Source organism: Paraglaciecola sp. G1-13 (genome assembly GCF_055809255.1).
In genome coordinates, this window is sequence record NZ_CM147903.1 from 4,107,631 (window position 1) to 4,120,301 (window position 12,671).

Here is a 12,671-nt window from a genome sequence, read left to right on the forward strand (position 1 = left end):
AGGGAATTTTATTACACTTAATTACATGGTGAGTATTTCGGCTGATGTTGACTGTTATATCTTATTGAGTAATGGGCCTATGTGACTCAGCAAATTGAATGAAAGATTCTATTTTTAATGGCTTGCTGTAATAGTAACCTTGGGCGTGATCACAGCCCAGAGATTTAAGAAGCTGACCGGTTTGAGCATCCTCCACCCCCTCAGCGACAATGTTACAGCCTAAATGTTTCGCCAGATAAATGGTTGACTTAACGATTGCCAAATCATCTTCACTTTTTAGAATATTACTCACAAAAGAGCGGTCTATTTTTATCTGATTCACAGGTAGGTCGCGCAATAACGCTAAGGAAGAATAGCCTGTGCCAAAGTCATCAATACTAAAGGCCAACCCTGTGTTTGCAATCTGTGCCATGGTAGTTTTGACCCTAGCGACATCTGTCATCATCGCGCTTTCTGTGACTTCTAGCATCAGAGCATGCTTACTCCAATCGCATTGACTGAATATCGAGTTAATATTATCTACCAAGTGAGGACTTTGCAGGTCCTTAACAGACAAGTTGAGGTGCACGCATAAGCTCAATTTTGATTGATTGAATAACTGAATATCTTCTTTGACGATATTCATCACCCGTTGGGTTATTTGGGTTATCAGCAGGCTTTGTTCTGCGATTTTTATGAATTTATCTGGCGCAATATAACTTCCATCTAATTGAGGCCAGCGAATTAACGCCTCAGCCCCATTCACGCTGCCATCGGATAAGTCGATAATAGGTTGATACCAAAGTTCAAACTCTTCCAAAGCAACAGCTTGCTTTAAACGCGTCGCAATACTTAAGTTATCAGCGGCACCCGTTTCAAATGCTGATGAATAATGGCTAAAAGAGCTGGTGTTTTTCTTACATTCATACAAAGCCAAATTCGCTTGGCCAAGCAGTATTTCGGCAGAACGGCCAAGCTCAGGAAACCCCGTACCTCCAATACATGCGCTAACACTTAGCTCGTAGCTTTCTATCTCGAAATTTTCGTCCATAGTGCTGTGAATCAATCGTGCGATATCATCGATTCTGTTTGCTGATTCATTTTCCTTTTGGCTTGTATTTTTGTTTACCATTGCTGTCGATACTATGGCAAATTCATCCCCCCCTAAACGATACAAAGTACACGTATTTGGCAGAGTTTGGCCAATTTTTAGTCCAACCTGACAAAGCAGTACATCACCGAAATAATGGCCTAACGCATCGTTAATTTGCTTGAACTGATTTAAGTCGAGGATCAATAAGTCAAATTGCTCTTCATTTGCAATAAGCGCCTGCATGTCTTGCATCAAATACGCTCGATTCGCCAAACCCGTTAGGGGATCGTGTAACAAATTACTGCGTTCTTGGGCAGCAAGTTGATTCAATTTCACCATGCTTTTTAAACTAAGACGTGTCACCAGAAATACAAAAAAACCACCCGCCATCATGATCGCTGAGACAATCACATCCGCGGTATTAATCGTCATTTTTTGCACGAAATAATAAAAAACGCCAAAGTAACCGAATACAAAAAATACGACCAAGCTGCGCAGCACTAGCCATCCTAAATTGCTATCCGTTTTGTAGATGTGATTAACAGGGCGAACACTGATCAGCAGAAACACGCAGCCACAAGCAATCATCAACACAGAGAAAAGATACAACACTGCTGGTTCCTAGTAGCGAAATGGTATTGAGACGAGTTGGCGATTAGATTCACCGAATGACGCGCTTATTAGCGCGTCTTATATCAGAGTAATGTAGTCGATATTTAAGTAAAAAATATAAATAAATTTAAAAAATTAGAATATTTAATTTGTCTTAATCGCCAAATCCGGGTTGTTAACTTCCCCGAACTCAGCAAAAAAGACTGGGTCGCCATCATACTTTGCCACACCAAGCTAGATTAAGCCTATTTACTTTAAGGATTATAATCCGCGTTATTGGCCACAACATCAGCGTTGCCAGTATCAGCTAAGCCACCACCTAATACGCGATATAGAGTAACCCTGTTGACGAGATCTGTTTGGCGAGTACTAATCAATGTTTGACTCGCACTGTACATAGTACGCTGCGCCTCTAGTGCATTTTGAAAACTGTCCACGCCACCTTTATACCGCGCAAGTGATAAGTCATAGCTGCGTGTTGCCGCTGCAACCAATGCCTCTTGTGCATCGAGTTGCTCCTGAATGGTCGCTTTACGCGCTAAGGCATCAGCCACTTCTGAAAACGCACTTTGAATCGTATATTCATAAGCCGCTAAGAATTTCTGTTTTTGAGCCTGAGTAAACGCCAATTGGGCATCGTTCGCACCGCCAGTGAAAATAGGAATGTTCAAACTCGGCGCCAATGTCCAGATTGAGCTTGCCCCACCACTGAAGATATCCGCTAACACCGAGCTTGCTAACCCACCTGTAGCTGTTAACGATAAAGACGGGAAAAATGCGGCTCTAGCGGCACCGATATCTGCATTTGCTGATTTCAAATCGTGCTCTGCTGAAAGCACATCGGGTCGTTGTAATAGCACATCAGACGATAGCCCAGCTGGAACATTACTCACGAAATCAGCATCATTCGGTAACGCACTGGGCAACACTGTGGCATCAATTTGCTGACCAACCAATAAGCGCAAAGCATTGATATCTTGTTCTACTTGGGTGTTGAAACTGGCAATATCAGAGCGAGCTGTATGATATACGGTCTGTGCACTGGCCAAATCAATCTTAGAATCAACCCCTAGCTCCAAGCGTTTTTGGGTGATCTCCATTGTTTTTTGCGCGTTGGCCGCTGTTTCTTTTGCAAGACTGAGTAAACTGCTGTCAGATGCAAGCGTCAACCAAGCATTCGCCACTTCCCCAATTAAGGCAATCTGTGCTGCCTTAGCGGTTTCAGCACTGGCTAAGTAACTTTGCATATCCGCTTCGCTCAAGCTGCGGTTTTTACCGAATAAGTCAATCTCGTAACCACTCAGACCCGCTTCTGCCTGATACAAGGTTGAAATGTCACCATCAGATAATTTCGCTCGTGTACCACTTAATCCTGCAGTTATCTGCGGGTATAGATCTGCTTTTTGAATACGATAGGTAGCGCGAGCTGATTCAACGTCAGACAAAGTTTCACGTAAACTTCTGTTGCTGCTAAGCGCCAGCTCTATCACTTGGGTTAAGCGAGGCTCGTGAATAAATTGCCTCCAAGGTAACTCAGCCGCTTTTTGCGATGTTAACCCTGACGTTTGCTCCAGTGTTTTGTTTTGCTGTTGCGCCCAGTCGCTCGCTATGGGTAATTCCGAGCGTTCGTAGTCTGGTGCCATCGAGCTACACCCTGCCAATGCGATGGCACACACCACTGATAATAATGCTGGGCGTATAGTGCCAGAGGTTAACTTAATCACGGGCATTCTCCATTTTTTTAGCCTCATCATGATAAACAGGGCGTCTTTTTGAGAAGATCCCGCGAATGATCACAAAGAATAAAGGGACAAAGAAAATCCCGAAAATCGTCGCCGTAAGCGTGCCGCCTAAAATACCGGTACCGATTGAAATTCGACTGTTCGCGCCAGCACCAGATGAAATTGCCAACGGCAAAATACCAAACATAAAGGCCAGCGAAGTCATGATGATCGGGCGTAAGCGAAGCTTAGCGGCTTCAACAGCAGAACCAACTAACGACATACCTTTTTGATAAGACGCTTCAGCAAACTCAACTATAAGTATGGCGTTTTTAGAGGCCAACCCTATGGTGGTCAACAAGGCCACTTGAAAGTAAATATCGTTTTCAAGCCCGCGCAGGGTTGAAGCCAGCGCAGCACCCACCACCCCAAGTGGAATAACCAATATGACTGATAAAGGCACAGACCAGCTTTCATAGAGTGCAGCAAGGGCTAAGAACACCACCAAAATCGATATCGCATATAACATAGTGGACTGACCGCTTGAGAGCTTTTCTTGATAAGACAAACCACTCCAAGCGAAGCTTAACTTCCCTTGTCCCACTTCTTGAACTAGTCGCTCTAATTCAGTCATTGCCTGACCTGAGCTTACGCCGCTGGCGGCTGAGCCTTGTATTTGATACGAAGCAATACCGTTAAAACGTGACAAACTTTGTGGTGCACTAGACCAAGACGAAGTGCTAAAGGCTGAAAATGACGTCATGGTGGTATCACCATCCGCGTTTTGCCCTCGCACATACCAGTCATTCAAATCTTCTGGTTTAGAGCGGTACTGCGCATCACTTTCGATATACACCTTTTTCACTCGGCCATCATCGATAAAATCATTTACGTAGGAGCCCGCCCACGCAGCAGTCAGGGTGTTAGACACATCCGCCAGCGATAATCCAAGGGACGTCGCTTTGCCGTAATCTATGTCTATTTTTAGTTGAGGGGTGTTACTCAGTGCCCCTTCGCGCACCCCCATTAGCAGCTCACTTTGCCTTGCAGCGGCCATGAATTGGTCTTTCAAGGTCGTGAGTTCATCTCGACTTGTGCCAGGAGCCGCCTGCAATTCAAAGGTAAAACCATTACTTTGTCCTAAGCCTTGAATAACAGGCTGCGACAAAGCAAATATACTTGCATCACGTATTGTGGATAAATTCTTATTCATGCGCCCAATCAGCGCATCAGCACTTTGGTCGTCTTCAGTTCTATCATCCCATGGTGTTAACGACACAAAGCCCATGCCGGCATTTTGGCCACTACCGGAGAAGTTAAAACCAGAAATACTAAAGACCCGTTGAATGTCCTCAGACTCATTTTCAAGCAAGTATTGCTCTACCTGCTCAGAGACATCCCGCGTTCTGGATATTGATGCGCCAACAGGCATGTTCACTTGGAACATTATGCTGCCTTGGTCTTCTTGGGGTAAGAATCCTGTCGGCATACGTACCACTAATAACCCTAACACCACGATAATAACGCCATACCCTAATACCCAGCGCACTTTACGGGTAATTATTTTTCCTACCTGGCTGGTATACGACGCCGTTAACTTGTCGAACATACGATTGAAGCGCGCAAAGAAGCCTTTACCTTTAGAACTATGCTCTTTATGAGTCAGGAAACTGGCACACAACGTAGGGCTCAAGGTCAAGGCCACAATTACTGACAGGGTCATAGATGACACTATCGCGATGGAGAATTGCTTGTAAATGACCCCTGTTGAGCCGCCAAAAAAGGCCATGGGTAAGAATACCGCTGACAATACCACCGCGATCCCAATCAAAGCACCGCTAATTTCAGACATAGATTCGATGGTCGCGTCTCGGGGCGAAAGGTTTTTCTCACGCATTAGACGCTCAACGTTTTCCACCACCACTATGGCATCATCTACCAGCAAGCCAATAGAGAGCACAATACCAAACATGGTTAAGGTGTTAATTGAAAAGCCAAACGCCGCTAACACGCCAAACGTGCCCAATAACACCACCGGCACTGCAATGGCGGGGATCAACGTGGCGCGCCAGTTTTGTAGGAACAACCACATTACCAGTACCACCAATACCACGGCTTCGGCCAATGTTTGCACCACTTCACTGATAGAGATTTTTATGAAATCCGTACTGTCCCGGGGGAAAGTAACCTCATACCCTTCAGGTAAATTTAGAGCAAGCTCGGCGACTTTGTCTTTGACGCGTGTGGCGGTATCAAGTGCATTCGCACCGGGTGTTAGCATTACAGCGATACCTGATGCTGGGTGACCGTTTAAGCGCGGTATGGCATCGTAACTTTCACTGCCAATCTCAACACGTGCTACGTCACCTAAGCGCACACTGGCGCCGCTGGGATCTGATTTTAAAATAATATCGCGAAATTGGTCAGGCGTTTCTAACATTGATTGCGCAGTTACCGTGGCGTTTAGCTCTTGATTATCAAGGGATGGGACTGCGCCAATTTTACCCGCGGGCACTTGTATGTTTTGCGCTGCAAGTGCAGTGGTAATATCCGAGGGCATCAATTCATAGGCAGCCAATTTAGTTGGATCTAGCCAGATACGCATGGCGTACTGTGAGCCAAATACACGGGTGTCTCCTACGCCATCTATTCGTGCCAACGAATCTTCCATACTAGAAGAAATATAATCAGAGATATCAAACGCTGAGGCTTTGTCAGTGGTGTCGTATACCGCTGTAACCAACAAGAAATCTGTATTGGACTTGGTTACTGTTACCCCTTGAGACTGCACCGATTCGGGCAAGCGCGAGGTCACTTGTTGCACCTTATTCTGTACCTGAACTTGGGCAAAATCAGCATCTGTGCCCTCTTCAAACGTGACATTTACTGACGCAGAGCCATCAGATGTACTCGAAGATGAAAAATATAGCAGCCCATCTAATCCTGTTAATTGCTGCTCTAAAATTTGCGTCACACTGTTTTCAACAGTTTCAGCATCCGCCCCAGTGTAAGTCGTACTTACCGAAATCACGGGGGGGGCTACAGTAGGATATTGTGCAATAGGCAGCGACATAATCGACGCGATACCCGTAAGCATGATGATAATCGAAATAACCCAGGCAAAAACTGGGCGGTCAATAAAGAAACGTGCAAACATGTTTTACACGCCCCCTTTTACAGCAGAAGGTGCAGAAGACGGCGCAGCGGACGAATTTCCTGATTGAGCTGCAACAGCAACCATCTTACCGTTACTTTGCATTTGCACTTCTACCGTTTTCACTTCACTGCCGGGGCCAACCTTGCTTGAGCCTTCTACCAATAGTTTGTCGCCCGCCTTCAAACCTGAGCTGATAAACCATTTGTTACCAACTGCACTGATGGTTTCCACCACGCGCGACTGTACCTTGTTGTCCTCGTCAATGACGTAAGCATAAGCTTCACCTGCTGGGTTATGGTAAACACCTTGCTGGGGCACGAGAATAGCGTTGTCGTCAACCGCTTCATTAACGCGAGTACGCACAAACATACCTGGCAATAACACACCGTCAGGGTTAGGGAATTCAGCTCTTAGCGTCACGGCACCTGTTGAAGCGTCAACCGCTACTTCTTGCATTTTCAGCTGGCCTTTTAGCTCGTATTCACTGCCATCTTCAAGAAGCAGAGAAACATCAGTCGAGCCTTTTTTGATATCTGCTTTGGCTAACAATTGACGTAATTTCAAGATCTCTGTACTGCTTTTGATCATATCCACATAAATTGGATCTAAGGTGCGAATGGTCGAAAGGGCGGTCGTTTGTGATGCCGTGACTAATGCACCAGGGGTAACGTTTGAGATACCAATCCGCCCTGAGATAGGCGCTTTTACTTTGCTAAACTCAAGGTTGATGCGCGCTGTTTCTAAAGCAGCTTCAAAACGTTCAATATCTGCTTTTGCTTCTAAATACGTTGCATGAGCATCGTCTGCATCTTGTTGCGACACACCTTCAAATTTCAAAAGGTCAGCGAAACGCTGATCTTTGAGCTTGGCGGTTGCAACGGTTGCTTTAGCACTGTTTAAATTTGCCTTAGCTTCATTGACGGCAGCTTGAAAGGTCGCAGGCTCGATTTGGTACAGAACGTCACCTTCTTCTACGAACTCGCCCTCAGTAAATAGGCGCTCTTGCATAATACCGCCAACCTGGGGACGCACTTCAGCCGTCAACGAGGCCACCACTCTACCTTGCATTTGGGTGTCAATTTTATACTCGGTAGGGGTCACGGTGAGATAAGCAACTTCAGTGACACGCCCACCCTGAGGCTGGGGCTGAGTTGTTTCTTGCTGGCATCCACTTAGCAAGACAGAGGCTAATAACAGTCCCCCAATGCACGTTAAGTATTTCATGGTAAAGCGTTCCTCGTGATAAATTAAAAACGTGAGGCAAAAGACAAACGTTCCATCGATGGATAACCATTGAATGTCGTCACTGCCTATAATGGCCAAAATAATAACAAACAGAGGGTTAAGATAGGGTTAACCTACACCAATGAAACGCCCTAAGTGGCAGGAAATACAGGGCCTAGAGCAAGGTTAAATGTAAGTAAGTATGTAAAACGTTAATGCGCTACACGTTTTGCTAAATAGGCATGTAATAAAGCAGTTAAGAGTACATTAAGCGACAGATAGGCCAGCCAATTTACTACATTAATAGGAAGATTGTTTTGGATGAAAAATACCCAGCTAAGCGAGCAAAGCATACTCACCCACCCTAGAACTGACAGTCGATATTTCCCGTGCTTTTTAATTTTTTTCACCCACACAGGCTTCGCATGTTTGTCCATATCGAATGACAAGCACAGCAATGAAAATAACTGTAAAGCAAAGGCTAACAACATGTTTTCTGACCTAAGGTGGTTGCACTCAAACGCGTCTTTGCACGTAACCAACATGCTGTTCTAAGTGAAATAGCGCCACAGGTAAGTGTGCACAAACAAAACCCTATGTAGATGATATTGCCATTCATTAAGGCTTCAAGTAAGCGCGTATGCTCTTGATACACATCGACCAAAGGCAATAACAAGCACAAGAAAGCGATGGTAAACAGTTGCTCCTCCCACGCCCTTAGTGAGTCGCGTATGAAACTGTGTAGCAAGCACCCCAACCAGACCCAAAGAAAAACCTGTACCTCAAGGGCGGCTCGATTTTCGATAGCAATAGGAATGAGCCGATTACCAAGAAAATAGGCACTGATAGCTAACGGCAGTCCGCAGAGCGTGGCAATATTGAGCCGCTCGACGATGGCATGCCCAGCATGACGTGTTTTTATCTTGGCTAGACGCTTATTTAGCCAAATGACCAAACCAGTGCCAATAAGCGCAGTAGATAGAAGACCGAGCAGGAATAATAGCCAGCGCAAACCAATGCCTGCAAAGTGCGCTTCATGCAGACCGAAAAATACTCTTCGTACACTGGCCGCGGTGCTGACCGGCGGGTAGCCGGTTAAAGCATGACCCGTGAGGGCTGAAAAAACCAAGCGCTCAGTCTGATAAGACAGAGTATGTTCATTAACGCGCTGAACAATGACTCGGCCATTTTCGTTATAAGGTTGCTCAAAGGTAATAACGTCAATTTGATGTTGCCCAGCCCATTGTTGATTTACCTGGGCTTGTATCGCTGAAAAATCTCGCAATGGCTGAAAACTTGACCCCAGATCAGAAGTGGAAGTTAATGACGACTGTGACCCAGATGCGGATGACTCTGGGGCGGTTCGAACAGCAGAAACTGGGCTTAAACCAGGGCTAAGCGCACGGCTGAGCTGCCTTTCACCACCAGCGTAATGCTCTGCGGCCCAAGGCATGTACATGATCACATATATCATGATACCGCTGGCGCAAATCATGATGCAAAAGGGTATTGTGACAATCCCCGCAAGAGCGTGAAAATCCGTTAAGGTCTTTTGCAACTTGTTAGTACGCAAGGTGAAAAAATCGCGAAAGAAGCGTCTGTGGGTAAAAATGCCACTGAACACGGCCACCAACATGAACATAGCCGCAACACCCGCTATGTAACGGCCGCCATAGCCTCGTAGATGCAGCGTATAGTGAAATACTCGAAAGAAGTTACCCCCAGCAGTTTCTCGAGGGGAAATGACAGATCCAACTTGCGCGCCTAAATCCAGGCTATGTCTATCAGGCCCTTCGCTCCATTGTATGCTCCACTTCTGAGTGCGTTCATTCGGCAAATAGATTCGCCATCTGTCGGCGTTTTCGCCTTTGTCGTGCAACATTGTCAGTGAACGATTAATGGTATTTTTACTGGTCGCAACGTGCTGCAGTTCAGGCTGCATCCACTGGGTTATTTCCGGATTAAAGTAACTTAAGGTACCCGTTAAAAAAATGGTAAATAACAGCCAACCTAAGACTAAACCAGAGTATGTATGTAGCCATATCATCGACTTTCTAAAATCAGGCTTCATACATCACCTAGGGCGTATATGATGACGCCGCACACACTTAATATTAAACACACATCGCGGCACAGTAAGACACTACTCTTGCGACAAAAACTGATGATAATCAACGCAAAATAAAACAAGTAGCTCAGCATAGTGCTAACCATTACCGCTTCATTTTTGTCACATAGGTGACTCAACACTAACAGCGGCACACACGCAAAACTAAAGGCCACTGAAGCAAGGTAGCCGCCAATAATGGCGACTATCATGCGAAGTGACACATCCAGTTGATGTTTCATCAGTAGGGTCGCAACCAGTCTGTTAGAAACGATATGATGCGGTTAATTTGGCGTTGCGACTTTCACCTGGTAAACCACCTAAGTACAGAGCCTTACTGTAGTAAGTTTCGTCGGTAAGATTGTTTAGGTTAAGCTGAATGTTCCACTTCTCGCCGACGTAAGTTACTGCACCACCCAATACGGCGTAGGCGTCAACAATCGCATAGTTAATACCAAATGCAGATGCCGCAATTGAGCGTTCATCTTCATAATTCACCCCAATGCTGAATTTGACTGGATAAGAAAGACCGTCAAACTGGTGGCTGTAACTTGTCCATAGACTGGCAAATTTTTGTGCAATCCCCTTGGTTTGTTCTTCTACTTGGCTTAATGCATGACTGCCGGGGTTGGTGACTGCATCTTGATAGGTTGCATTAAAATTCATCGACCACTGGTCATTCAGCATTAGGTTGACGTCTAACTCGACACCTTGTGTTTCATCACGTTCGTCATAATAATATTCAGGTACGTCAATGTTATAAAAGGCATCTTCTGGATCATCTTCGAAAAGCGGGTTCGAATAACGTAGGTTAGTTCTACTGGTTTTAAACCAGACTAAGGATGCTAATAGTTCTTCATCAAAGGCCGTAAACCTTGTGCCTAAATCAAAGGATTCAGATTCTGAGTCAGGACGGTCGTCATTTCCCGTCAAACTACCTAACACACTGTAAGCAGTGCGACCTTTAGATTGATTCACGAAAGCGGCAAATTGCTCAGTTACCTTGTAGTTCAGCCCCACATTGTAGGTAAAACCATTATCGTCGGCATCAAATTCAGGATTGCCATCACTGAACTGGTTTTGGTATGTCTGCTTGATACCACTGTAGGCGCCACCTACTCGCGCTGTCAGTGAGTTTGTAATATATAAAACCTCTTGTAGGCTCAATCCCCAAGCTTTTGCTGATTTGTCATATTTGCTGCGAAGCGACGGGTTATAATCATCAAACTCACCAGTAGGCCAATTAGGTTCACGTATATCTAATATATATGGTACGGGATCGCTGCGAGTATCGTCTGCATCCCAAATTGAATATTGGGTATACGTCATATCACGATATTCGTAATTAGCGCTTATTAAGTGTTCACCACGTAAACTGCCTGCACTCCAAGTTTTCGATATATCAGCGAAATATTGCCACGTCGATTCCTCAGCAGAGATATTACGGTACTCTTGGCGGCGCGCAGCAAACGGGTACAGCACATCATCAATGATCAACGGCGCTCTCGGGTCAAGATTAATCACCCCGCTTCGGTTGTGATAAATATAGTTATAGGCAGAGGTTTGACGAATATAGTCAGTAGTGTAATTCCTATATTGAAATTGATGGGTTAGACGCCAATTGTTAGCAAATTCCAAATCTTGACGCACTTTTAACCTAAGCTCTTCGCCCTCATTAGGAGTCGACAATGGCGAAATTAATCCTGTGTCACCAAGGTCAATTGGCTGCCAGCCGTCTGTTGCACTAAGAGAATCAGCAAGAGTCTGGCGTTGCTCTTCCGTTAGCTGTAAGCCACCGTCAGCAACGTCGCCATTGGCTAGGTCGTCAGCGGTAATGCTACCCGGGTCGGAGTCGATTAAACTCAAATCGATCAAACGTACAGGATGGCCAATCGAGTCAATCTGCACAGCATCATCGATGTACGCCGCTGAAAAAAGCACCGAGTTATCGGCAGAGAATTCATGACTCAATGACGCGTATAATTCGCTACGTTCTGAACTTAACCCGCGATAACCATCCGATGTTTCATAATTTGCCACTAAGCGGTAAGCCGTATCTTTTGCTAAGCCTCCAGTTGCGTCAAACATCACACCGTAGTTGTCCCACTGACCAACGACAAAGCGCATTTCATAGGCTTCTTTTTGTTGTGGCTTTTTCTCAATCAGGTTGATCACGCCACCGGCAGCGCCCATGCCGTAAAGACCGGTTGCAGGGCCTTTGAGTACCTCGATGCTTTCAACATTGGTCATGGTACGCGTTGGGTTGTAGCTGTTTTCTAAATCTGCACCACCATACATTCCATCATAGGCATAATTAACACCTAAACCGCGAATGGCAAGGTTATCGCCCACACCGTAGTTATTACCATCTTGAGATAAACCACTGACATTTCGCAGCGCTTCTTGCAAGGTAGTACCTGCTTGCTCGTTGATTAAGAGCTTATCAACCACTACGACTGCTGCAGGTGTTTGCATCAAACTCATATTCGATTTAGTCGCTGTGCCTGAGTCCATAATCAACTGGTTATGTTTACCATAAACAGTGATCTTTTCTACATCGCTAACTGTCACTGCAGCCTTATTATCCGAAGCACTGTTTTCGTTCGCTAAGGTAGGAATAGAAGCGGCGGTCAATATGGTGGCAACAGCCGTTGATATTGGCCAGTGGTGTGTGCTTTTGGAATACATGGTGGGCCCTAATAAATGATGACAACTTCAAAGGCCGCGAATGGTAATTAATATCATTTAGATTGGCAATATTTAGTTACTGATTAACGC

Annotated in this window: 8 protein-coding genes; all 8 read right to left on the minus strand. The window is 45.3% G+C overall.

Annotation, left to right across the window (positions count from 1 at the left end):
• Positions 1 to 61 precede the first annotated feature (61 nt).
• The 8 genes from AC0L6N_RS17370 to AC0L6N_RS17405 all read right to left on the minus strand — a co-directional run bounded on the left by AC0L6N_RS17370 (position 62) and on the right by AC0L6N_RS17405 (position 12,581).
• On the minus strand, positions 62 to 1,684 hold the full coding sequence (locus tag AC0L6N_RS17370) for a putative bifunctional diguanylate cyclase/phosphodiesterase (protein WP_473476334.1): 1,623 nt from the start codon (positions 1,682 to 1,684) through the stop codon (positions 62 to 64).
• A 254-nt stretch (positions 1,685 to 1,938) separates the two neighbouring features.
• Positions 1,939 to 3,414 carry an efflux transporter outer membrane subunit gene (locus AC0L6N_RS17375; protein ID WP_473476337.1) on the minus strand — a complete coding sequence of 492 codons (1,476 nt, stop codon included), beginning with the start codon at positions 3,412 to 3,414 and terminating at the stop codon, positions 1,939 to 1,941.
• Positions 3,401 to 6,562 carry an efflux RND transporter permease subunit gene (locus AC0L6N_RS17380; protein ID WP_473476339.1) on the minus strand — a complete coding sequence of 1,054 codons (3,162 nt, stop codon included), beginning with the start codon at positions 6,560 to 6,562 and terminating at the stop codon, positions 3,401 to 3,403. The genes AC0L6N_RS17375 and AC0L6N_RS17380 overlap by 14 nt, the downstream gene beginning before the upstream one ends.
• 3 nt (positions 6,563 to 6,565) lie before the next feature.
• A complete protein-coding gene (locus tag AC0L6N_RS17385; protein WP_473476341.1) occupies positions 6,566 to 7,786 on the minus strand; it encodes an efflux RND transporter periplasmic adaptor subunit in 1,221 nt (406 codons plus the stop codon).
• A 212-nt stretch (positions 7,787 to 7,998) separates the two neighbouring features.
• Positions 7,999 to 8,331, minus strand: a complete 333-nt coding sequence (locus AC0L6N_RS17390; RefSeq protein ID WP_473476343.1) for a DUF3325 domain-containing protein — start codon at positions 8,329 to 8,331, stop codon at positions 7,999 to 8,001.
• On the minus strand, positions 8,268 to 9,857 hold the full coding sequence (locus AC0L6N_RS17395; protein WP_473476345.1) for a PepSY-associated TM helix domain-containing protein: 1,590 nt from the start codon (positions 9,855 to 9,857) through the stop codon (positions 8,268 to 8,270). Before AC0L6N_RS17395 ends, AC0L6N_RS17390 begins: the two co-directional genes overlap by 64 nt.
• A complete protein-coding gene (locus AC0L6N_RS17400; protein WP_473476348.1) occupies positions 9,854 to 10,135 on the minus strand; it encodes a hypothetical protein in 282 nt (93 codons plus the stop codon). The genes AC0L6N_RS17395 and AC0L6N_RS17400 overlap by 4 nt, the downstream gene beginning before the upstream one ends.
• A 22-nt stretch (positions 10,136 to 10,157) precedes the next feature.
• Positions 10,158 to 12,581: a TonB-dependent receptor gene (locus tag AC0L6N_RS17405; protein ID WP_473476350.1), complete on the minus strand. Its 2,424-nt coding sequence runs from the start codon at positions 12,579 to 12,581 to the stop codon at positions 10,158 to 10,160.
• Positions 12,582 to 12,671 lie beyond the last annotated feature (90 nt).

What these genes read in the sequence shown, in the direction of transcription:
- AC0L6N_RS17375 (WP_473476337.1), bottom strand. Translation starts at nt 3,414, where the DNA reads ATGCCCGTGATTAAGTTAACCTCTGGCACTATACGCCCAGCATTATTA.
- AC0L6N_RS17380 (WP_473476339.1), bottom strand. Translation starts at nt 6,562, where the DNA reads ATGTTTGCACGTTTCTTTATTGACCGCCCAGTTTTTGCCTGGGTTATT.
- AC0L6N_RS17385 (WP_473476341.1), bottom strand. Translation starts at nt 7,786, where the DNA reads ATGAAATACTTAACGTGCATTGGGGGACTGTTATTAGCCTCTGTCTTG.
- AC0L6N_RS17390 (WP_473476343.1), bottom strand. Translation starts at nt 8,331, where the DNA reads ATGTTGGTTACGTGCAAAGACGCGTTTGAGTGCAACCACCTTAGGTCA.
- AC0L6N_RS17395 (WP_473476345.1), bottom strand. Translation starts at nt 9,857, where the DNA reads ATGAAGCCTGATTTTAGAAAGTCGATGATATGGCTACATACATACTCT.
- AC0L6N_RS17400 (WP_473476348.1), bottom strand. Translation starts at nt 10,135, where the DNA reads ATGAAACATCAACTGGATGTGTCACTTCGCATGATAGTCGCCATTATT.
- AC0L6N_RS17405 (WP_473476350.1), bottom strand. Translation starts at nt 12,581, where the DNA reads ATGTATTCCAAAAGCACACACCACTGGCCAATATCAACGGCTGTTGCC.